We start from the raw sequence: 24,796 nt of genomic DNA on the forward strand, positions 1-24,796 counted from the left end.
TAATGCAAAACCAATTAGCCATTTTCGACTTGGATGATACCTTAATTCAAGGAGATAGCAGCGTACTGTGGACACAATATCTGTGGGATAAGCAAATTATCCGCGACCCACAATTTGTAGAAGCAGATAAAGCTATGATGGCGCAATATAATGCAGGCACATTAGATATGCCAACTTACTTACGCTTTAACCTACAAACTCTCGCCAATGTAAAAGTTGAGCAAGTAGATATCTGGTTGGACGATTTTGTACAAACCGTGATTTTACCGCGGATCTACCCTGAAGCGATTAGAACGATCGCAAATTATCGAGCGAAAGGTTTGCCAATTATTGTGATCTCCGCAACGGTGGCCTTTATCGTGAAAAAAATTGCAGATCAATTAAATGCAGATGTCGCAATGGGGATCGATATCAAACAAAAAGATGGCTGCTACACCAGAGAGATCGACGGCGTTCCAACCTTTAAAGAGGGCAAAGTCAAACGCCTGTTAGCTTGGGTTCGCCACCAGCCAATTACTGATGCCTACATTTATTTCTATACTGACTCAGCTAATGACCTGCCAATGTGCCAATTTGCTGACGAAACCTTTATCGTCAACGGTGACTCTCGTTTGCAACAAGCTGCTACGGAATATAACTGGCCACAATATACTTGGCACTTATGACTTATAAAAATAACCCCTTGGGAATAGTGTTAGAGACTCTAAAATATAACGAGTATGATATGCAGACTGTACAACTTTTATTTTACTCACACTATTTCCTGTATCAGATCAGAATCTGATTACAGAAAATTTGTTCTGCCTTTTCGAAAGAAATAGCTTTTCCGCTAATAGACAATGTCCTCCTATTCACAATACCCATTGAGGACAAAATGCCAAATATTAACAACACTCACTTACTACATGCCAATACTGACTATATTATTACATTAGCGCAGGCAGATACTGATGATGGTATTAAGAATTTTTTTATTGATAACCATACAAATACGGCTTATCAATTAGTTTCATTGAAAAACCGTGAAATCCAGTTTCATCAAACAGCCCCATCAATATTAGATATCTTAAAAAAAAATGGTTCTCTTCTAGCAAACAGGATGGTTCACGTTAACCTTTCAGAATTAATTCAAGGTATTAATTTAACGGGTAATTCAAGCTTAACTACCAACCCAAATTTCACGAAATTAATTCTTAGCCAATATAATACTGTTATTACACAGCCCAATAGATTCAAAGCTATCTCTGAATTAAGTCAAGTTGAAAAAAACCAATACCAACAACTCACAAGATCAACTGATACCGCACAACTCCGAGCCGCTTTACTCTCGCTCATTGATGATGAGGTAAAAGGTGAGCTGAATATAATGGCCAAAGAATGGGGGATGTATGGCATGTCTGCTTGTGAAGTTGATAAGAAAAGCTATGCCCTATTCAAGGAATTCTATGACGAAAAAATGAAGGAACATGCCGTCTGTAAGGATGACTACAAAAAACTCGACTTTGCTACCCAAAACATCAAAACCGCCATTACAGACCCCCGCTGCCTTAATGCTAAATTAACCCCACTTCAAATATTCAAAGCAGCCTATCAGTTAGGTGATATTCCTGCCGTTTCTAACTTTCGTTTTATGTTCAACCCTGCAAGTAAAGACGATGGCAAATACCGCGAGTGGATGTATCACTTTGATAATAGTAATTATGCTGCTGAATTTAAGCTGATCACCACGCGCACTGCAAATAGCCTTGAAGCAAATACCGAACAATGCTTAGCCGCATTTCCATATGATACAGAAAGTACAATCCGCTTTACGAAAAACGAAGCCGCCACCAAATTCCCAACAATGGACAACCTACAGCATGAGTTTAGCCATGTTCCAGGTGCGCACTATACTGTTATTCGCAACCCCAATAATACAACACCGATTGAAACTGGCATTCGCACTGAAATGATTGTCCACCACCGTTCTGCTAGCGGTCAAAATGAAACCCAATCACGAGATGCTGAATTGATGACATTTCATGGTACAGAACGCTGCCAACCTTTTCTTTCAATACAAGAGCTTGCGAGTGCACCACACCTGACATCACTACAACGCTTTGTATTAGGTGGATTCATTGATACTGACCCCAACGAATTTATTGACAAGTTAAGGGAGGAGAAAGAGACCTTAAACGCACAAGTCAAACAAAGCATTCAACATCAGCATTTCGTCCCTTTAGATAACATTACTGTTGCTAAATTCAGTGAACAAGGCATACAAGTCACTAATCAATCATTATTTAATAAACAAGTGTCAACCTATGATAATTTACCCGAAGTATTAGATAAAATTCCCAAACTGAAACTTGACCACCCATTAACTGAGCAACAAAAAACGGTTCTCGCGATAGTCCCTTTGCTAATGAATTACGACCAAAATGCAGAACTGAAACCTGACTGTTCTGAAAATAAAGCGTTTCCCGCAAGAACACAGCTAAGAGAGCGCACTAAAGAAGCTTTTACAAAACCGCTCCTACGTGACCTACCTAATATAACGTTTCACGATCCCGCCGATCACTTAATCGCGAATCAACATATTATTCAGTTGGCCAAAGATATTCAGCAGTTTTACCAAGATGTGGTTCAATCCCTGACGATATCCAATACCGAGCCAAAACAAATTGCCTTATATGAAAGCCGAGCGGCACTAGCGGAAGAATATATCAGCCAGTTTGATAAACGAGCGACATACCCTGAGACTCATCAGGTATTAGCATTATTTACTTATTATATGATTGAAGATTTAAAATCAGACTCTGAGCTTCAACGTAACAACCAAGCGCTATTCCATAAAATTGAAGCCCAACAGCGCCCTTTATTACAACATTTTGCCAGTCACCGCTTACTCAACGACATGCTCTCGGATGGCTAATGCAAGTCAAGCCCTCAGCCGACCCAATGATGTAATATAGGAAATACATTAATATGATGAACCATGATTACCGTACGATGATTGCCCAGTTTACAAGTCTTCCCCCAGATAATACCCAGCCATACACGGCTAGACTCTCCATTGAGAGACCTTCTAGTGAATATATTCAATTAGATGCTGTACCCGGAAGCAGTTCGAGTAGTATAGAAAAAATGACACATCCATTAGCGGGGAGCCATAAATCGACAGAGATGTCCCCCTATATGATATCGTTACTCGGCGACCAAGCAAGCTTACGCTTTGCTGAAAAAGTGTTTCAATCGCCAAAACAGCGCCTGTTCGACCAATGGGGAATAGATAATACATGTCAAAGCTATACTGATAAATGTACTCAGCTAGATACCATTGTTCGTTTTTACTTTCGTGATCAACAGTCACAATTAAAAAAGATTGAGCTAAATGGCCAACCATTTATTGAACAACAGCCAACCAAACCTTATTTTCTTGGTCAGAAAGTTATAACCCCTGATTTTACAATCCATAGAGCACAAGAACAGCAGCAGAAAAACACGTTATTACAGAGTAAAACGCGTGATGATTGTGCCTTATACTTTAATAAACAGCCTATCCTTGACCTGCAAACCTATAATGATCAGGTATACAAGCAAGAATCCCAAATACGTCAGGGTAATAATTTTTTAAATGAAGCTAAGTATTTTATTCCTATGGTGGAATACCTGACTCATTTTGGTCAAATAAAAGATCTCTTAGTACAAAATTCGCTAGAGTGTAGTAGTGACGAAAATACCCCTCATTTTCAATTTATTCCGCATGATGTGAAGTTACCGCTGTTACAGCAAAAAACATTGCCCTCTGACAATGAAAAATATAAATGGGTGGATTGGTTTTTACCAACGCTATGCATTGAAATGGATAGCGCAAAAGTTGACTGGCAGGAACAAACCTTATTAATCCAAGACTTTTGCCAAAAATTATCAGTCGAAAAACATATTAGTACGACATCAGTGTTCCAACATTTGGGGGATAGGCAAGTCAATATGTATTTAATATTCAAAAACGATGAATTTCGACTCACGCCAGAGCAACTTAAGCAATCACCGGGCTGGCTTGAATCCTGTGGGGTATTTATTACGGATACGCCAAAAGCAACATTATTTACTCATCAAGGCGCAGAACAATACTACGCACCTTATGGTGAGCTAGAAATAGATAAGCAACAAATATTGGCTGCCCTTGAACAACATATTAATTATAACTGACCACTTACTTTAGACTTGGTTCCTCTAAACTAATCACTATCCACTTCCTCTAAATTATTCAAGTAAGAAGCAGGCGGCAAGCGAGGGTATTCCAAGGAGCATACATCAGCATGTGACTTGGATAGCCGAGTGCAGCCAACGCACTTATCGCTTGAAGAATGACGAGGAAGGCTTATACTGATTAATTCTTGTCGGAGTGCCTAGTATGTGAAAACATCAGGCTGAGACCGTTAATTCGGGATCCGCGGAACCTGATCGGGTTAATACCCGCGAAGGGAACAAGAGTAATCATTTAGCGCAATTATCACTGCCTTGTAAGGTGATAAATTAGCCGCAATATCTTTTTATTACTCCTCCGAACTCCTGACAAGCAACTTTCTTTCGATAAACCCGCTACACAAAACTGTGATAGCCGAGACAATGTCAGGAAATTGCTATGTCCAATAATACGCAACAAAACGTCATCCCTACTGCAGACTTATCGCCACAAGCGGCACCGGCACGTACACGTAAAGCTCAAAGAGATGCAGCAGAAAACTTTATTAATACAGTTTCTGGCGTATCATTCCCTAACTCTAAACGCATTTATTTACAAGGTTCTAGAGAAGATATCCAAGTCCCTATGAGAGAAATTCAACTCTCTCAAACTTTAATTGGGGGTGATAAAGACAACCCACAATTTGAAGATAACGAACCTGTTCCTATCTATGACACTTCTGGCCCATACGGCGACCCAACTTCTGAGTTAAATGTCCACATAGGCTTAAAAAAAATTCGAGCCCCTTGGATAAACGAGCGAGCAGATACCATTACCGTAGAAAGCTTAAGCTCAGACTTCACACAACAACGCTTAGCAGATGCAGGCCTTGACCATCTCCGCTTTAACAACCGCCCTAAACCATTAAAAGCGCAAAATAATAAATGTGTAACCCAATTACATTATGCGCGCAAAGGGATAATTACCCCAGAAATGGAGTTTATTGCTATTCGTGAAAATATGGGCCGCGAACGTATTCGCGGCGAAGTGTTATTACAACAACACCCTGGACAGGCTTTTGGGGCAAATTTGCCCGAAAATATTACCCCTGAGTTTGTCCGCCAAGAAGTGGCGGCTGGTCGAGCAATTATTCCTGCGAATATTAACCACCCAGAATCTGAACCCATGATAATCGGTCGCAACTTCTTAGTTAAAGTGAATGCGAATATCGGTAACTCATCCGTGACTTCATCTATCGAAGAAGAGGTGGAAAAACTGATTTGGTCAACCCGCTGGGGGGCTGATACCGTTATGGACCTATCAACTGGGCGTTATATTCACGAAACTCGCGAATGGATTTTACGCAATAGCCCTGTGCCTATCGGGACGGTTCCTATTTATCAAGCGCTCGAAAAAGTAAATGGTGTAGCTGAAAACCTAACTTGGGAAATGTTCCGCGATACCCTGCTAGAGCAAGCCGAACAAGGTGTTGACTACTTTACCATCCATGCGGGAGTGCTACTACGTTATGTACCAATGACGGCTAAACGCCTTACGGGAATTGTCTCTCGCGGTGGCTCTATCATGGCAAAATGGTGCTTATCTCATCACCAAGAAAACTTCCTATACGAAAACTTCCGCGAAATCTGTGAAATTTGTGCCGCTTATGACGTTTCCTTGTCATTAGGCGATGGCTTACGTCCAGGATCAATCCAAGATGCGAACGACGAAGCACAATTTGCTGAACTTCATACCCTTGGCGAGCTGACCAAAATTGCATGGGAATATGACGTCCAAGTAATGATCGAAGGCCCAGGTCACGTCCCGATGCAAATGATCCGCCGCAACATGACGGAAGAATTGGAACATTGTCACGAAGCCCCATTCTATACCTTAGGGCCACTCACGACAGATATAGCTCCGGGTTACGACCACTTTACCTCGGGTATTGGTGCAGCAATGATCGGCTGGTTTGGCTGTGCGATGCTTTGTTATGTAACACCTAAAGAACACTTAGGGTTGCCTAATAAAGACGATGTAAAACAAGGGCTAATCACCTATAAAATTGCCGCCCATGCCGCTGACCTTGCCAAAGGCCATCCCGGAGCACAAATTCGAGATAACGCCATGTCTAAAGCGCGTTTCGAATTCCGTTGGGAAGACCAATTCAATTTAGCACTTGACCCTGAAACCGCACGCAAATACCACGATGAAACCTTGCCACAAGCATCTGGAAAAATTGCGCATTTCTGTTCAATGTGTGGGCCGAAATTCTGCTCAATGAAGATTTCCCAAGAGGTCCGCGACTATGCCGCTAAAAAAGAAGCTGGCATGGAACAAATGTCCGAAGCATTTCGCGCACATGGCAGTGAGCTTTACCATGGTGCTGAAATCGTCAATGCAGAGGTGACTAATAATGAAAAAATCGCCTAGCGCTGTCACTATTCCTAGTACACCTTTTCCAGCTACCGAAAAATACCTCGGGCTTTATCCTGTTGTCGATTCGGTTGAATGGATTGAACGCCTGCTCAATGCAGGTGTTTCCACCATCCAATTGCGCATCAAAGATAAAACTGATGAAGAAGTACGCGATGATATTCAACAAGCAATTGCCTTAGGGAAAAAGCATAACGCCCGGTTATTTATCAATGATTACTGGCAATTAGCCGTTGAATTAGGAGCCTACGGCGTACACTTAGGCCAAGAAGACTTAGAAACCACGGACTTATTGGCAATTCATCAAGCAGGCCTTCGATTAGGCATTTCAACCCATGATGAACATGAACTCACCATCGCAAAATCAGTGCGCCCTTCCTATATTGCGATGGGACATATATTTCCAACACAGACCAAAGAGATGCCATCTTCCCCTCAAGGATTGGAAACATTAAGGCAAATGGTTGCTGCAACACCTGACTACCCAACCGTCGCAATCGGGGGAATTTCTATCGACAGAGTTCCTGCAGTGCTTGCGACCGGCGTCGGTAGTGTTGCCCTCGTGAGCGCAATTACGCTGGCTGACGATTGGTTAGCCGCAACACAGACACTGTTAGATTTAGTTGAAAACAAGCGTTTATATTAATACTTGATAATCATGGAGTTATTGCGATTTCTCGTAATTTCTCCATGATGATAACTCGAAAGGATCTATCATGTTGAGTGACCAAGAATTTATGCGTTACAGCCGCCAGCTCTTACTCGAAGATATCAGCCCTGAAGGTCAGCAAAAGCTCAAAAATAGCAAAGTTCTGATTGTTGGATTAGGGGGATTAGGTTCACCTGCCTCTCTCTATTTAACTGGGGCTGGTGTAGGGGAACTATGGCTAGCCGACCATGATGACTTACATGTATCTAATTTACAAAGGCAGGTTTTATACGATAGTGACGATATTTCGCTATCAAAAGCTCAGTTAGCAGCCAATAGACTCAACCAGCTCAATCCGCTGGTAAAAACACATGTCATAGCCCAACAACTTGATGTTAAAAGCTTAATTCCATTAGCTGAGCAAGTCGATCTTGTCCTTGATTGTTGTGACAATATGGCGACCCGCCATGCAGTCAATGCCGCCTGTGTTATGACAAGTACTCCTCTCGTTAGTGGTAGTGCTGTTGGGTTTGGTGGGCAACTGATGGTGCTCGAACCGCCATTTCGTTCAGGCTGTTATGCATGCCTCTACCCTGAACAAAGCGAACCGGAACGTAACTGCCGCACCGCCGGTGTCCTAGGCCCTGTCGTCGGTGTTATTGGCACATTACAAGCATTAGAAGCCATAAAACTCCTTGTCGGCCTTCCTTCCTCTTTGAGCGGTAAGTTGCGGTTATTCGATGGCAAGCAGCAGCTCTGGAACACATTGCAACTTTCTCCATCCTCGCAATGCCCAATCTGTAGGGAGGAAATATGCATATCATAATTAACGACCAACCCATGGATTTTGATGCACCGCTTACTGTCAATCAATTGTTTGCCGCTCTTCAACGACAAACAGCAGGAACCGCACTTGCCATTAACCAAGTGATTATTCCTAAAAGTCAGTGGGATTCTCATGTCATCAATGACCAAGACAATATCTTGTTATTTCAAGCTATCGCTGGGGGCTAATGATGTTAAAAATTGCAGATTTTACTTTTCAATCACGTCTGTTTACTGGAACAGGCAAATTTGCCAGCGCGAGCCTGATGCAAGATGCTATTCAAGCCTCAGGGAGCCAATTAGTGACTATGGCAATGAAACGTATTGATTTACGTGGAAAAAATGATGGTATCTTACAGCCACTTCAAGAACTTGGCGTAAAACTATTACCCAATACCTCTGGAGCAAAAAACGCACAGGAAGCCATTTTTGCCGCACAACTCGCCCGTGAAGCATTAGGCACTAACTGGGTTAAACTCGAAATTCACCCTGATATGCGTTATTTGCTACCAGACCCAATTGAGACCTTATTGGCCGCAGAACAATTAGTTAAAGAAGGCTTCGTCGTTCTACCTTATTGCAGTGCAGATCCCGTACTTTGCCGACGCCTTGAAGAAGTCGGTTGTGCTGCAGTTATGCCGCTAGGTGCACCTATTGGCACCAATAAAGGCTTAGCTACGAAAGAAATGTTACGCATTATTATCGAACAAGCTACTGTGCCTGTTGTAGTAGATGCAGGGATTGGTGCTCCCAGCCATGCGGCAGAAGCTATCGAAATGGGGGCCGACGCGGTCTTAGTCAATACGGCAATTGCTGTCGCTAAACAGCCGGTCTTAATGGCAAAAGCCTTCAAGCTCGCCGTCGAAGCCGCTGAACTTGCTTACCAAAGCGGGTTAGCTGCGCCTCAACAACAGGCTCAAGCATCTAGCCCATTAACCAGTTTCTTGGGAGCATTATCATGATCCCGAGTTTCAAAGAACGCTTAGAAACACTGAATTGGGATGATATTACACTGCGTATTAACAGCAAAACGTCTCATGATGTGGAACGGGCTTTAGCCAATGATATGCTCACACTCGACGACTTTATGGCATTGCTATCGCCTGCTGCGCAGCCTTTCATTGAAACGATGGCGCAAAGAGCACAAATGCTGACTCGTCAACGCTTCGGCCATGCAGTTGGGTTTTACGTCCCACTTTATTTATCGAATTTATGTGCAAATGACTGTACTTATTGTGGTTTTTCAATGAGTAATAAAATAAAGCGTAAAACCTTAAATGATAATGAGATAATTAATGAATGCGAAACCATCCGTAAAATTGGCTTTGATAGCTTATTATTAGTCACAGGTGAGCACCAAAATAAAGTCGGAATGGATTATTTTCGTCATACACTTCCAATTATTCGCCAATACTTTAGCTCGTTAATGATGGAAGTACAGCCATTGCACACTGACGAATATAAGGAATTAAAATCATTGGGGCTTGACGGGGTAATGGTCTACCAAGAAACCTACCATGAACCGACCTACCAATTACATCACCTAAAAGGTAAAAAACAGGATTTTCACTGGCGTTTAGCAACACCTGAGCGCTTAGGGGAAGCGGGTATCGATAAAATTGGCTTGGGCGCTTTGATTGGTTTATCAAATAGTTGGCGTACTGACTGTTATATGGTGGCTGAGCATCTACTGTATTTACAACAATATTACTGGCAGAGCCGCTATTCTATCTCATTTCCACGCTTACGCCCTTGTGCGGGGGGAGTAGTCCCAGCATCGATTATGAATGAAGCGGAACTCGTCCAGCTTATCTGCGCCTTTCGCATCCTTGCACCCAATGTAGAGCTATCACTTTCTACACGTGAATCCCCCTACTTCCGTGACCATGTTGTGCCTCTCGCAATTAATAACATAAGTGCTGGCTCGAAAACCCAGCCGGGTGGATATGCGGATACCAAAGAAGAATTGGAACAATTTTCGCCAAATGATAATCGCAGTGCAGCACAAGTCGCGGACGTACTTGTTAAAGCAGGGTTACAACCTGTTTGGAAAGATTGGGATGGTTATTTAGGACGCTAAGTATCATCAGTATTAATGGAAAGCATCCCATTAATACTGATTAATTTTGTTTTTATTCCTAAGCAATTTTATCCCAGTTAATCGTATTTTCTAAAACCAATGCCAATATGATCCCCATTAATAAACCATTTCCTAACAGAGAGCTGAACATAATGGGTAAGGAATCCAGTACAGCTGCGGGCGCTGACATTAAAAATATGCCAATAAAAATAGGTAAGGCAAGACGATAGATGTTGCGTGCGTTCAGTTTTATATCTGCGAGAAATGAAAACGACGAAAAAAGTAAAGGTAGATAAGTCGCTAACATGACCGCACTTCCGATAGCAAGCGGTAATGAACGAAAAAACTGCGTTAATATGGCAACCCCACCAACACAAAATAAGATCAGACTACCGATACAAAAAGAGAGCCGTGAACTGTCTTTGGTTTGCGTAATTAATCCAATGGAGGAAACAAAAGGAGAATAAGGCACTACCCCTATCGGGGCCGACAACATAGTGACCAAACCTGACATAATAAAACTTCGGCGATATAAGGACTTAGTCGGTAATGAATGAGGATAAAACACATCCGTCCCCCGCATAGCCCCAAACGTGTTTGACGTATTTAATATCCCAGCCAAAATAGCTGTGAGTACAATACTGATACTGATTTGATCAGATTTTCCTAATGGAAATAACATCCATTGGGCAGAAGAAACTGATGACACTGTATTACCAAATAGCCCGCTATATGTAACCCAACCAATAATGGTCCCCATTAATAGTGCATACTTACTGATATTCGGAGGCAAATAAATAATCACCCCAATAACAAGAATAAGTACTGCTAATGCCAGAAAGAAAACTGGGTAGTTAACTGTAACACCGTCCCCTGCTACACCAAAAGGTAAACCTAGCATCCCTTTTAAGAAAATAGTGACTAACTGGGCCCCAAGTAAAAACATAAATACTACAAGTACCCCAGGTTTAAATAATTTAGCTAGCCAACCACCTACCCCACTTAGACCAATTAAAACAGTCAGTAAGCCAGACAAAAAAATACCAATAGCTAAGCTCCACCCCACCGTCTCAAGCGCTGTTCCTTGCATAGATTCTGATAATGTCACCGTTAAAATAGTTGCCCACCATAACCCTGTAGGACCTTCCATTACAGCGCGTTTATGACCTAAAAAAGTTTGAAGTAAACAGGCTAATGCCGTTAAGAGAAAAGCATATTGCGTGATCACAAATGTGGTCTGTGACGATAAATGGAAAGCGGATTGTAATGTAGGGGGAATAACGACCGTGTTACAAAAAATAAAAAAGAACCATTGAAAACCAGAAATAATATTATTTTTTTTAATGAGGGAATATTGCATATTGGTTCCTTGCTTTATCTTACTTAGCGTACTACAGCGTAGTAATATTTAATTTTTGTTCTATCTACTTAAGTATTTTCAATGTTATCTATTTGCATCATGACAAAAAAATAGCGCAAGTACCATTAAAATACATTTTTATCTATATATTGAATTTTATGGTCTCTTTATATTAATTAATCAATTTTATTTATTCATTATTAGGTTATCGATAAATTTACCATAGTATAAATCAAACCACCTTCACGTATTTTTATAATCACATATAAAAACAAGATACTCCTTTTTAGATTACACCTTCTATAATCTTCGTTTTTTTTCGAAAACGAAAATAAGTAATAATACTTAAATACATGATTATTATAAAAATAATCTCAATATAAAAAGACGTTCACGATGTAAGGAATTAGCTTTTTGTACTTAATTATTGTTGTAAATCAGAATTAACATCTACTTAAAGTTGTATTTATATATTGTAAAATTAACATATAAAATTAACTATATTATTTAAAATATTTTTATTCATTAAGAAGGATGTCTTTATTAATATATTTAAGATAAGTGAATAGGAAATAGTTTGTTAAATATAACATACAATAGAAGGATAGTTATTACGCTTTAATATCAATACATTAACAATAAAACATGAGGGTGAAATAAAGTATCTCATTTTAATTCATTACGCAAATAAAGCCACTATTAATTATCAAATTTATATTGTAACTAGCATTTCTTAAAAAAAATGAACAGGTCTGATATTCAAAACCTCTTTCTTCGTGATAAAAGAATGATGTTGTGAAATCAAATTACAACCGCAGAAAAAACTAATGTAAAACACATTCGATAAAATATCGGAGAATTAAAAGAATGAATATTGTTGATCGGTTTATTTCTTATACAAAAATTAACACCACCACTGACAGGGAAAAGGGCGCAGCTGGGATCATGCCATCTTCAGAAGGACAGCGCGTTCTAGCGAAACAACTTGTTCAAGAGTTAGAGGCTCTTGGCGTTGAAGATATTAAATTGCGAGATACGGCTATTGTTACCGCCACTTTACCTTCCAACCTTGATTATGATGTCCCAACAGTCGCTTTCTTCGGCCACTTAGACACCAGTGCAGAACAAACCAATGACACTAAAGCACAGATTTTGCCATACACTGGCGAAGACCTATGCATGAATAAAGAACTCAATATTTATCTACGTAAGAGTGAGTTCCCTGAACTGGTGAATTACATTGGTGATGACATCATCGTCACCGATGGAACCAGCCTATTAGGCGCTGATGATAAAGCGGCAATAGCCTCTATCATGGATATGCTGCAATATTTCAAACAAAACCCAGAAATCAAACATGGCACCATCAAAATTGGCTTTGTTCCAGATGAAGAACAGGGGCTCCGCGGCGCTAAAGCTTTTGATGTGCAAGAATTTGGGGCGGATTTTGCTTATACATTAGACTGCTGCGGGATAGGTGAATTAGTGTATGAAAATTGGAACGCTGGCGATGCCGAAATTATCTTTACCGGTAAATCAGCACACCCAATGTCTGCAAAAGGTAAATTAATCAATTCACTATTAATGGCGCAGAAGTTTATTGCTATGTTACCAGGCGGTGAAGCACCTGAATATACCGATGGCCGTGAAGGTTATTATTGGGTAAAACAAATGTCAGGTAACAGCGCACGTACTGTCCTAAAAATGGATGTGCGTGATTTTACAGAAGAAGGTTACCGCACCCGTATGGCTTTCTTAAAAAAATTAGCAGAAAGCTGTGAAGGTTTATGGGGTAAAGAGAGCGTTGTTTGTAAATTATCAGACCGTTATTCTAACGTTTATAACAGCTTGCAAGGTGAAAACCGCTATCCGATCGATATCGCCGTTGAGGCGTACCAAGCTTGTGGTATCACACCTAAAGTGATCCCAATGCGTGGTGGGTATGATGGCGCAGCATTGTCACAAAATGGCTTGCCTTGCCCAAATATTTTCACTGGTGCACATAATTTCCACTCCATCTATGAATATTTGCCAGTAAAATCACTGTATGCTGCAAGTGACGTATTAAAACAAGTCGTACAAATTACTGCTGAGCGCTTCAAACCAGGAGCTAAAGCATGATCCCAATCCTAACGGTTCTGATTATCGTTGTTTTGGTTGCGCGGTTTATTTTGAAGGGATACAAAGCTGAACCAGTATTATTAATTGCTGGTTTAGTATTGATGATATTCACCCTAGCCCTTGGCTGGGGGCCTATCCTCCCTAAAAATGTCGCCACCACAGGGATAACTTGGCTCGACCCATTTGAGGTCATGCGTGATTTATTCAGTAGTCGCGCTGCTGATCTCGGTTTAATGATCATGGCATTGATGGGCTTTGCGCACTATATGGACCATATCGGTGCCAATGAAGCGGTAGTGCGTGTTGCAACCAAGCCACTGAAAAATATGCGTTCACCTTATGTACTACTATTTTTCTCTTTCTTGTTGGCGAGTATCTTGCAATTAGCCATTCCATCAGCAACAGGCTTGGCCGTATTGTTAATGGGTACCATGTTCCCAATCATGATTGGCTTGGGGTTATCACCGGCATCTGCGGCTGGGGTTATCGCGACATCCCTTGGTGTTGCCTATACACCAACGGCGATTGATGCTATCCGTGGCGCAAAAGCTGTTGATATGTCTGTCGTTGAATATGTACTTTATTACCAAGGCCCTGCCGCATTAGCAACCGTCCTTGTTGTAGGAATTACACATATATTTTGGCAGCGCCATTGTGACCGTAAACAAGGCTTTGTACCAGAGATTGGAAAAGCGGTACAGTCTCACGAAAAAGAAGAAAACAAAAAATCCGTACCCGGATACTATGCATTTCTTCCTATGTTACCTATCGTGATGGCTGTTGGTACTTCAAACTTATTCTTTAATGGTATTCACTTGGATGTCGTCACAATCGTATTGATTGCTATGGCAATCTGTATGGTGATTGAAACTGCACGAGTCCGTAATTTCAAAATAGTTTGTAATGGCTTCCAAACCTTTTTAAATGGAATGGGCCATGCGTTTAGTAATGTCGTCGGGTTATTAGTTGCGGCTGGTGTTTTTGCTCATGGTATTAAAGTCAGTGGTGCTATAGACCAACTTATCCTTGGTGCAGAATCAGTCGGCTTACCGCCATTTGCAATGGCAATTGTGTTTGCCTTAGTCACTCTTGCTGCAGCAATTATTATGGGTTCAGGTAATGCACCATTCTTAGCATTCGTGGAGTTAATCCCACAAATTGCTCACAGTATGGGCGTTAACCCAATCGCTATGATCCTGCCGATGCAACAGGCTTCTCATATGGGGCGTGGTATGTCCCCTGTTGCAGGGGTTATCATTGCGGTTTCCAGTGGAGCTAAACTACAACCTTTCGATGTAGTCAAACGTACTGCTGTACCATTGATGGTCGGGTTTGTTGCCCACTGTGCAATTATAGGTATTTTTTATTAATCACGAAACTTATCAATAATAATGACAAAGCGGGAAAATATTCCCGCTTTTATTTTTTAATAACATAACATTAATGCTGACACTGGCATGGCTCATCATGTTTCGTATCTGAGTCTATTGGGCAACAAGAGTTGATTGTTTTATTGATGATATTGGATAATGTGTTTACCGTATTAATGATTAATGGCAAGTTGTCACACACCGCATCACAATTTAATAAACCTTTATCTGGTTTTACTGGTGGGGTTAAGCTATCGCACAGTATTTCCTGTAAAACCAACGAGAAATTCGCAATTCCTGTGGTGTAAATGTACGCACGTCCGTCGGTTTCTTTGGCGAGTCGTTCATACTCTCTCGTCACGTTATCTCTATCAGCAAGAGTTGGAAAACGATCTAGATTGGTGGGGCTATCGTCTGGTGTACCTTGGTAGGTATATACTTTAATTCCTCTTTCTTGAGCCACAGATATAGCTTCATTATTTTTGGCGATAGCAGCACGAGTGAGAATTCCGCCGCCCCCTTCCATTCCTTCATCACCCAATACAAAGATAGCCCTACGGGCATCATCGCGCCAATCAAAATGTTTACTAATATCAATAACCGCGCGACATAAATCCTCTTTATTTCCAGCGTGATCTCGCCCGTCAGATTCTTTAAACGGCAATCTAGCTTGTAGATCCCTTTCGTTTGCACCTATCTTGATTAAATATTCGCTGGCAGATTGATCAAACTTTGTGTTTGCCCAATTCCCTTCTATGCCTAAAAATGTCGCTCTAAGATGGGATGGACACTTTGCTGATGCCGCTTCAATCGTCGCATCAATCTGTTGACTTAAATCCCCTGCTTCATCAGCCATTGAACCGCTGGTATCAATAATAACGACTAAATCTAAAGCAATAGGGCCGTTACCTGTCACTATTTGTGCTGTATTTTTATTATGCATAATAGATGCTTGGGATGTCTGGATATTCGGAGGGAAAATACTATCTTTACTATTATCTATATTTTTATTCAAAATGATTATCCTATCGTTTATTAATTAATATTTTTATAATTAAAACTTATTAATAATAAATTAAAAGTGAAATTATAAGTTTATCGTCACACATCGGAGATAAACATTATTAATTTATTTTCCTCAATAATCACTTAATTTATAAAATCAGCTTATAGTTAAATTTAACATTCAATATTAAATTTAATTAACGCTATTATTTATAAATAAAAATCAAAATAATAATACAGCAAGTCATATAGCTACCAATTGAATAATTAAAAATACTATCGGTTGATATTTAATTTATATATAAAAAAACCGATGCACATAAGGCATCGGTTTTTTCTAGAAAACTAAGACTAATAGGTCTTAATTTTTGTCGCTAGTAAAGCCAGCGTTTAACAGTTCAGCTAAGTTCGCTGTTGCTTCATCTGCACTCACTTGTGGAGCTTCCACAACATCATTCAGATGACGGCGACGGATACGGTCTTGGTGATACGCAAAACCAGTACCTGCAGGGATCAGACGTCCAACAATAACGTTTTCTTTCAGACCACGCAGTTCGTCACGTTTACCAGCAACCGCTGCTTCAGTCAGTACGCGTGTTGTTTCTTGGAACGATGCTGCCGAGATAAAGGATTCTGTTGCCAGAGATGCTTTAGTAATACCCAACAGGTCACGAGCATAGTTAGCTGGAATTTTACCTTCAACTTCCAGTTTACGGTTAGAAACTTTAACACGTGAGTACTCAACTTGTTCACCTTCGAGGAATTCTGAACTTCCAGCATCCGCGATGGTAACTTTACGCAGCATCTGACGCACGATAACCTCAATGTGTTTATCGTTTATCTTAACGCCTTGTAAGCGGTAAACTTCCTGAACCTCGTTAGTGATATAACGTGTCACTGCATGAACACCACGCAGACGCAGAATATCATGTGGAGATTCTGGACCATCAGAAACAACATCACCGCGTTCGACGATCTCACCTTCAAACACGTTGAGCTGACGCCATTTAGGGATCATCTCTTCGTATGGATCACTACCATCTAATGGTGTGATAACCAAACGACGCTTACCTTTGGTTTCTTTACCAAACGAGATAATACCGCTAATTTCAGCCAAGATAGCTGGTTCTTTCGGACGACGAGCTTCAAACAAGTCAGCTACGCGTGGCAGACCACCCGTGATATCTTTTGTACCCACAGATTCTTGTGGAATACGTGCTAAAGTATCACCCGCGCTGATAGCAACACCATCATCTAACTGAACAATCGCTTTACCCGGTAAGAAATACTGAGTTGGCATATCAGTGTTAGGAATAAGAACATCGTTACCTTTTGCGTCAATAACACGCAAAGCAGGACGTAAATCTTTACCACCACTAGTACGTTCAGCGCTATCCAGTACAACGATTGAAGACAGACCAGTTAATTCATCAGTCTGACGCGTCATCGTTTGACCATCAAGCATGTCAGAGAAGCTGATAAAGCCTGAAACTTCACTGACGACTGGCATCGTATGTGGATCCCAGTTAGCAACAGTTTCGCCACCTGTTACCGCAGCGCCATCGCCTTTCGTCAAGTGCGCACCGTAAGGGACTTTATAGCTTTCTTTCGTACGACCGAACTCATCGATCAGGCGAAGTTCTGTATTACGTGAAGTAATAACCAACTTACCTTCTGAGTTAGTAACATATTTCGCGTTAACTAATTTCAGCGTACCTGTGTTACGAACTTGAATGCTAGATTCAGCTGCCGCACGAGATGCCGCACCACCGATGTGGAACGTACGCATCGTCAACTGTGTACCCGGCTCACCGATTGATTGTGCCGCGATAACACCGATAGCTTCACCTTTGTTAATGATATGACCACGAGCAAGGTCACGACCATAACAGTGAGCACACACACCGAAGTCAGTTTCACAACTTACTACTGAACGAACTTTAACGCTGTCGACTGAGTTAGCTTCTAACAAGTCACACAGTTTTTCGTGCAGTAATGTGTTACGTGGAACTAAAATATCCGCAGTACCTGGAACCAGAATGTCTTCTGCAGTCACACGACCCAGTACACGCTCACGCAGTGGTTCTTTCACGTCACCACCCTCGATAACCGGAGTCATCAGGATACCTTCATGAGTACCACAGTCGTCTTCAGTAACAACCAAGTCCTGTGCAACGTCAACTAAACGACGAGTCAAGTAACCGGAGTTCGCTGTTTTCAATGCAGTATCGGCAAGACCTTTACGCGCACCGTGCGTCGAAATAAAGTACTGGAGAACGTTCAGACCTTCACGGAAGTTTGCCGTGATTGGTGTTTCGATGATTGAGCCATCTGGCTTAGCCATCAGACCACGCATACCCGCTAGCTGACGGATCTGAGCAGCAGAACCACGAGCACCGGAGTCGGCCATCATAAAGATACTGTTGAAAGAAACTTGTTGTTCTTCTTCACCATCACGGTTAATAACCGTTTCAGTTGACAAGTTTTCCATCATTGCTTTTGCAACGCGTTCGTTTGCAGCAGCCCAGATATCGATAACTTTGTTATAACGTTCGCCTGCTGTTACCAAACCAGATTGGAACTGTTCTTGAATTTCAGCAACTTCTGCTTCTGCTTCTGCGATGATCCCAGCTTTTTTCTCTGGAATAACCATATCGTCGATACCAACCGATGCACCAGAACGTGCCGCATAGGCAAAACCGGTGTACATGATTTGGTCAGCAAAAATAACGGTTGGCTTCAGACCCAATACGCGGTAGCAGGTGTTCAGCATTTTGGAAATCGCTTTCTTACCGAGTGCTTGGTTAACCAATGCATAAGGCAGACCTTTCGGTACGATCATCCATAAAATTGCACGACCAATCGTGGTATCAACTAAACCAGTATTAATCGTAATGTTACCTTCCGAATCTTTAACTTCTTCAGTGATACGGACTTTAACACGGGCATGCAGTGATGCATGACCTGAACGGTAAACACGCTCAGCTTCTTTAGGGCCGGCTAACACCATGCCTTCGCCTTTCGCGTTTACACAGTCACGAGTCATGTAGTAAAGACCTAATACAACGTCCTGAGAAGGAACGATGATAGGCTCACCACTTGCAGGTGACAGAATGTTGTTTGTTGACATCATCAACGCACGTGCTTCTAACTGAGCTTCCAGAGTTAGAGGAACGTGTACCGCCATTTGGTCACCATCGAAGTCGGCGTTATATGCCGCACAAACGAGTGGGTGCAATTGGATAGCTTTACCTTCGATCAAGATAGGTTCGAAAGCTTGGATACCCAGACGGTGAAGTGTTGGTGCACGGTTCAGCATAACTGGATGTTCGCGGATAACTTCATCCAAGATATCCCAAACAACAGCTTCTTCGCGCTCAACCATTTTCTTCGCAGCTTTAATGGTTGTTGCCAGACCACGTAATTCTAATTTGCCATAGATAAATGGTTTGAATAACTCAAGTGCCATTTTCTTAGGCAGACCGCACTGATGCAGACGTAGGTATGGACCTACGGTGATAACAGAACGACCTGAGTAGTCAACACGCTTACCAAGTAAGTTCTGACGGAAACGACCTTGTTTACCTTTGATCATATCAGCCAAAGATTTCAGAGGACGTTTGTTAGAACCAGTGATAGCACGACCACGACGACCGTTATCTAACAGAGCATCAACCGCTTCTTGCAACATACGTTTTTCGTTACGTACGATGATGTCTGGCGCAGCCAGATCCAGAAGACGTTTCAGACGGTTATTACGGTTGATTACGCGACGATACAGATCGTTGAGATCGGACGTTGCGAAACGGCCACCATCCAATGGAACTAATGGACGCAGATCAGGTGGTAATACTGGCAGCACATTTAGGATCATCCACTCTGGTTTGTTGCCAGATTGAATAAATGCTTCCAGTAGTTTGATACGCTTAGTCAGCTTTTTACGCTTAGTTTCAGAGTTAGTTTCGTTTAACTCTTCACGCAGCGTTTCACACTCGTTCTCAAGATCGAGGTTTTTCAGCAGGCCTTGGATAGCTTCCGCACCCATTTTCGCATCAAATTCGTCACCGAACTCTTCTAGCGCATCTAAATATTGCTCTTCTGTCAGAATCTGTGCACGCTCAAGGCTAGTCATACCACCTTCAACGACGACATATGATTCAAAGTACAGAACGCGTTCGATATCACGCAGTGGCATATCGAGCAACAAACCGATACGTGATGGCAGTGATTTTAAGAACCAGATATGTGCAGTCGGAGAAGCAAGTTCAATATGACCCATGCGCTCACGACGGACTTTGGTCTGTGTAACTTCAACGCCACACTTCTCACAAATCACACCACGGTGTTTTAAACGTTTGTACTTACCGCACAGACATTCGTAATCTTTTACTGGCCCGAAAATACGTGCACAGAAAAGACCGTCACGCTCAGGTTTGAACGTACGGTAGTTAATGGTTTCTGGCTTTTTCACTTCACCGAATGACCACGAACGGATCATATCAGGTGATGCCAGAGCAATTTTGATCGCATCAAACTCTTCGGTCTTGGTTTGCGCTTTCAGAAACTTTATTAAGTCTTTCACAAAATGGCTCCTGTCGGAGTTAGACCTGTCAGGTGAGTGTTCAAAGCCACTCTCCCCAAATCCCAGTGCTTACATAGGCCGGAAGGCGAGCCCTCCGGCACAAAACGAATTACTCGTCTTCCAGCTCGATGTTGATACCCAGTGAGCGGATTTCTTTCAGCAATACGTTGAAAGATTCCGGCATACCAGGTTCCATCTGATGGCTGCCATCGACGATGTTTTTATACATCTTCGTACGGCCGTTAACGTCATCCGATTTAACTGTAAGCATTTCTTGAAGAGTATAGGCTGCACCGTATGCTTCCAGTGCCCACACTTCCATCTCCCCGAAACGCTGACCACCGAACTGCGCTTTACCACCCAGCGGTTGCTGAGTAACCAAGCTATAAGAACCTGTTGAACGGGCGTGCATCTTATCGTCAACCAAGTGGTTCAGTTTCAGCATGTACATATAACCAACAGTAACTTGACGTTCAAAACGCTCGCCAGTACGACCATCGAATAATGTAATCTGACCTGAAGTTGGTAGACCACCCAATTTCAGTAGTTCTTTGATTTCTTTCTCTTTCGCACCATCAAATACTGGTGTTGCAATTGGCATACCTTTTTTCAGGTTCTCAGCCAAACGCATAACTTCTTCGTCAGAGAAAGTGTTCAAGTCAACTTTCTGGCGCGGGTCATCACCTAAATCGTATGCTTTTTGGATAAACTCACGCAGTTTGGCAACTTCTTCTTGCTGTTTAAGCATAGCATTGATTTTCTCACCAATACCTTTCGCAGCCATCCCTAAGTGGGTTTCCAAAATCTGACCGATGTTCATACGTGATGGTACGCCCAGCGGGTTCAGAACGATATCAACTGGGTTACCGTTTTCATCGTAAGGCATGTCTTCAACTGGGTTGATTTTTGAGATAACACCTTTGTTACCATGGCGACCCGCCATTTTATCACCCGGTTGGATCTGACGTTTAACAGCCAGATAAACCTTAACAATTTTCAGTACACCCGGTGCTAAGTCATCACCTTGAGTAATTTTACGACGTTTCGCATCGAGTTTTTTCTCAAACTCAGATTTCAGTTCATCGTACTGTTCAGCTAACTGTTCTAACTGGTTTTGCTTCTCTTCGTCTGCTAAAGATAGCTCTAACCAACGATCACGAGGCAGTTTATCCAGTTTTTCAGCTTCAATTCCACCGTTAACCAGTACAGAACGGATACGAGCAAACAGACCTGCTTCAAAAATACGCAGTTCTTCTGTTAAGTCTTTCTTCGCATCACGTAACTGAGTTTCTTCGATCTCTAATGCACGTTTATCTTTCTCTACGCCATCACGAGTAAATACTTGTACGTCAATAACCGTACCAGAAACACCGTTAGGAACACGTAAAGAAGAGTCTTTAACGTCTGATGCTTTTTCACCGAAGATAGCACGTAACAGTTTCTCTTCTGGCGTTAATTGTGTTTCACCTTTAGGTGTCACTTTACCGACCAGAATGTCGCCGCCTTTCACTTCTGCACCGATATAAACGATACCGGATTCGTCAAGTTTAGAAAGTGCAGCTTCACCGACGTTTGGAATATCCGCAGTGATTTCTTCAGGCCCTAATTTAGTGTCACGAGACACACAAGAAAGTTCCTGAATGTGAATAGTTGTGAAACGGTCTTCTTGAACAACACGCTCAGAGACTAAGATGGAGTCTTCGAAGTTATAACCATTCCATGGCATGAATGCCACACGCATGTTTTGACCAAGCGCTAATTCACCGAGGTCTGTTGAAGGACCATCAGCTAACACGTCACCACGTTCAACTGGTTCACCTAAAGATACACAAGGCATCTGGCTAATACAGGTATTTTGGTTCGAACGTGTATATTTGGTCAGGTTATAAATATCGATCCCAGCTTCACCCGGATACATCTCATCTTCGTTAACTTTAATCACGATACGAGAAGCATCAACGTACTGAACTGAACCACCACGTCTTGCAACAGCAGTAACCCCTGAGTCAACCGCTACTGCGCGTTCCATACCTGTACCTACCAACGGTTTGTCAGCACGTAAAGTAGGAACCGCTTGACGTTGCATGTTCGCACCCATCAATGCACGGTTAGCATCATCGTGTTCAAGGAATGGGATCAGTGACGCCCCTACAGAAACAACCTGTTGGGTCGAAACGTCCATATATTCAACTTGTTCACGGCTGAATAAGCTTGATTCACCTTTGTTACGACAAGTGATCAGTTCTTCAACAAAGCTACCATCATCACCTAAAACGGTGTTCGCCTGAGCAATGATAAAGTTGCCTTCTTCGATTGCAGACAGATAGTGAATTTCGTCAGTAACTAAGCCATCACGAACTAAACGGTATGGGGTTTCCAAGAAACCGTACTCATTGGTCTGTGCATAAACAGATAATGAGTTAATCAGACCGATGTTCGGGCCTTCAGGCGTTTCGATTGGACATACACGACCGTAGTGAGTTGGGTGAACGTCACGTACTTCGAAGCCCGCACGCTCACGAGTCAGACCACCTGGACCTAACGCAGAGATACGACGTTTGTGCGTAATTTCAGATAGCGGGTTGTTCTGGTCCATAAATTGGGACAGCTGGCTGGAACCAAAGAACTCTTTAACTGCCGCTGAAATTGGTTTCGCGTTGATCATGTCTTGTGGCATTAATGCATCAAGGTCGCCCAGAGAAAGACGCTCTTTCACTGCACGCTCAACACGGACCAGACCTACACGGAACTGGTTTTCTGCCATCTCACCAACAGAACGAATACGACGGTTACCTAAGTGGTCGATATCATCAACTTCGCCTTTACCGTTACGGATATCGATGAGTTTACGCATAACATCAATGATGTCTTCTTCACTCAAGATACCAGAACCTTCGATTTCTTCGCGGTTCAGTGAACGGTTGAACTTCATGCGGCCTACTGCAGACAAGTCGTAACGGTCTTCAGAGAAGAATAAGTTTTCGAACAAGTTCTCAGCAGCTTCACGTGTTGGTGGCTCACCAGGGCGCATCATACGGTAGATTTCTACCAGTGCACTTAAACGATCGTTAGTTGGGTCGACACGAACGGTTTCAGAAATGTAAGCACCGTGGTCTAAGTCATTCGTAAACAATGTTTCGATTGTTTTATGACCTGACTGGCTTAAACGCGCTAACATATCTAAAGAAAGTTCCATGTTCGCTGCACAAATCAGCTCACCAGTACTTTCATCAATGTAGTCTCTTGCAACAACTTTACCTGCAATATATTCAACAGGTACTTCGATGTTACTAACTTCTTCTTTTTCTAACTGACGAATGTGACGTGCTGTGATACGGCGGCCTTTTTCTACATAGACTTTACCGTTCGCTTCGATATCAAAAGAAGCTGTTTCACCACGTAAACGCTCAGGAACTAGCGTCATCATCAGTTTGTTATCGCGGATTTGGAAGACAGTTTTTTCGAAGAACAGATTTAAGATATCTTCAGTACTGTAATCCATTGCACGTAGAATAATGGTCGCTGGTAATTTACGGCGACGGTCAATACGTACAAATAGGTTATCTTTCGGGTCAAATTCGAAATCAAGCCATGAACCACGGTAAGGGATAATACGTGCGTTATATAGCACTTTACCTGAAGAGTGTGTTTTACCTTTATCGCTGTCAAAGAATACACCAGGGCTACGGTGTAACTGAGAAACGATAACACGCTCAGTACCGTTGATAACGAAAGTTCCGTTTTCAGTCATGAGTGGAATTTCACCCATGTAGACTTCTTGTTCTTTGATGTCTTTAACTGTACCTTCTGGCGCTTCACGCTCATAAACGATGAGACGTAATTTCACTCGTAAAGGTGCAGAGTAAGTTACACCGCGAATTTGACATTCTTTAACATCAAAAACAGGCTCGCCTAAACGATAGCTGACATATTGTAGTTCAGCATTACCGCTATAGCTCTGAATTGGAAACACAGAACGGAAAGCTGCTTCTAGCCCATTCTGGCCATCTGGATCTTGCTCGATAAACTTCTGGAACGAGTCAAGTTGGATAGAAAGGAGATATGGTATGTCCAAAACTTGTGGACGTTTACCAAAGTCCTTACGAATACGTTTTTTCTCGGTATAGGAGTAAACCATAGGTTTCCTCAGCTCGTTGATCAGTGACCCAAGTGGTTAGCTCTTTTAGTAAGAGTCTG

The 24,796-nt window shown here is 42.1% G+C and carries 15 protein-coding genes and 1 riboswitch; of the genes, 11 read left to right on the top strand and 4 right to left on the bottom strand.

Annotation, left to right across the window (positions count from 1 at the left end; genetic code table 11):
• Positions 1-2 precede the first annotated feature (2 nt).
• The 9 genes from ACIPUA_RS01925 (at position 3) to thiH (ending at position 10,161) form a co-directional block, all read left to right on the top strand.
• Entirely contained in the window at positions 3-665 is a 663-nt protein-coding gene (locus ACIPUA_RS01925; protein WP_042849027.1) for an HAD family hydrolase, read from the top strand.
• Positions 666-874: 209 nt separating this feature from the next.
• Positions 875-2,914: a hypothetical protein gene (locus ACIPUA_RS01930; RefSeq protein ID WP_129467286.1), complete on the top strand. Its 2,040-nt coding sequence runs from the start codon at positions 875-877 to the stop codon at positions 2,912-2,914.
• Positions 2,915-2,967: 53 nt separating this feature from the next.
• Positions 2,968-4,194 (top strand): hypothetical protein, encoded by a 1,227-nt coding sequence (locus tag ACIPUA_RS01935; RefSeq protein WP_181469022.1) that lies wholly within the window; start codon positions 2,968-2,970, stop codon positions 4,192-4,194.
• Positions 4,195-4,376: 182 nt separating this feature from the next.
• Positions 4,377-4,489: riboswitch (TPP riboswitch) on the top strand.
• A gap of 141 nt (positions 4,490-4,630) precedes the next feature.
• Positions 4,631-6,604: a phosphomethylpyrimidine synthase ThiC gene (gene thiC, locus ACIPUA_RS01940; protein ID WP_048605394.1), complete on the top strand. Its 1,974-nt coding sequence runs from the start codon at positions 4,631-4,633 to the stop codon at positions 6,602-6,604.
• The gene (thiE, locus tag ACIPUA_RS01945; RefSeq protein ID WP_042849031.1) at positions 6,588-7,253 is read left to right on the top strand and encodes a thiamine phosphate synthase; all 666 of its coding nucleotides are present in this window, start codon (positions 6,588-6,590) and stop codon (positions 7,251-7,253) included. Before thiC ends, thiE begins: the two co-directional genes overlap by 17 nt.
• A gap of 70 nt (positions 7,254-7,323) precedes the next feature.
• Entirely contained in the window at positions 7,324-8,082 is a 759-nt protein-coding gene (locus ACIPUA_RS01950) for a HesA/MoeB/ThiF family protein (protein WP_042849032.1), read from the top strand.
• Positions 8,070-8,270: a sulfur carrier protein ThiS gene (gene thiS / locus ACIPUA_RS01955; protein ID WP_048605395.1), complete on the top strand. Its 201-nt coding sequence runs from the start codon at positions 8,070-8,072 to the stop codon at positions 8,268-8,270. Before ACIPUA_RS01950 ends, thiS begins: the two co-directional genes overlap by 13 nt.
• 2 nt (positions 8,271-8,272) lie before the next feature.
• Positions 8,273-9,043: a thiazole synthase gene (locus ACIPUA_RS01960; protein ID WP_042849034.1), complete on the top strand. Its 771-nt coding sequence runs from the start codon at positions 8,273-8,275 to the stop codon at positions 9,041-9,043.
• Positions 9,040-10,161 carry a 2-iminoacetate synthase ThiH gene (gene thiH / locus ACIPUA_RS01965; protein ID WP_048605397.1) on the top strand — a complete coding sequence of 374 codons (1,122 nt, stop codon included), beginning with the start codon at positions 9,040-9,042 and terminating at the stop codon, positions 10,159-10,161. The genes ACIPUA_RS01960 and thiH overlap by 4 nt, the downstream gene beginning before the upstream one ends.
• 58 nt (positions 10,162-10,219) lie before the next feature.
• Here the strand turns inward: thiH and ACIPUA_RS01970 are convergent, their stop codons facing one another.
• Positions 10,220-11,521: a uracil/xanthine transporter gene (locus tag ACIPUA_RS01970; protein WP_449059228.1), complete on the bottom strand. Its 1,302-nt coding sequence runs from the start codon at positions 11,519-11,521 to the stop codon at positions 10,220-10,222.
• Positions 11,522-12,388: 867 nt separating this feature from the next.
• Here ACIPUA_RS01970 and pepT point away from each other — a divergent pair.
• Positions 12,389-13,642, top strand: a complete 1,254-nt coding sequence (pepT, locus tag ACIPUA_RS01975) for a peptidase T (protein WP_042849037.1) — start codon at positions 12,389-12,391, stop codon at positions 13,640-13,642.
• Complete coding sequence (gene dcuC, locus ACIPUA_RS01980) at positions 13,639-15,012, top strand: C4-dicarboxylate transporter DcuC (RefSeq protein ID WP_042849038.1); 1,374 nt, start codon at positions 13,639-13,641, stop codon at positions 15,010-15,012. The genes pepT and dcuC overlap by 4 nt, the downstream gene beginning before the upstream one ends.
• Positions 15,013-15,082: 70 nt before the next feature.
• Here dcuC and ACIPUA_RS01985 read toward each other — a convergent pair whose 3' ends face one another.
• From ACIPUA_RS01985 to rpoB, 3 genes are all read right to left on the bottom strand, one after another.
• Entirely contained in the window at positions 15,083-15,955 is an 873-nt protein-coding gene (locus ACIPUA_RS01985; protein WP_449059242.1) for a VWA domain-containing protein, read from the bottom strand.
• 423 nt (positions 15,956-16,378) lie between these two features.
• A complete protein-coding gene (rpoC, locus tag ACIPUA_RS01990) occupies positions 16,379-20,599 on the bottom strand; it encodes a DNA-directed RNA polymerase subunit beta' (RefSeq protein ID WP_042849041.1) in 4,221 nt (1,406 codons plus the stop codon).
• A 109-nt stretch (positions 20,600-20,708) separates the two neighbouring features.
• On the bottom strand, positions 20,709-24,737 hold the full coding sequence (gene rpoB / locus ACIPUA_RS01995; protein WP_042849042.1) for a DNA-directed RNA polymerase subunit beta: 4,029 nt from the start codon (positions 24,735-24,737) through the stop codon (positions 20,709-20,711).
• Positions 24,738-24,796: the final 59 nt, after the last annotated feature.

It is taken from the genome of Providencia sp. AGC89, assembly GCF_053543535.1.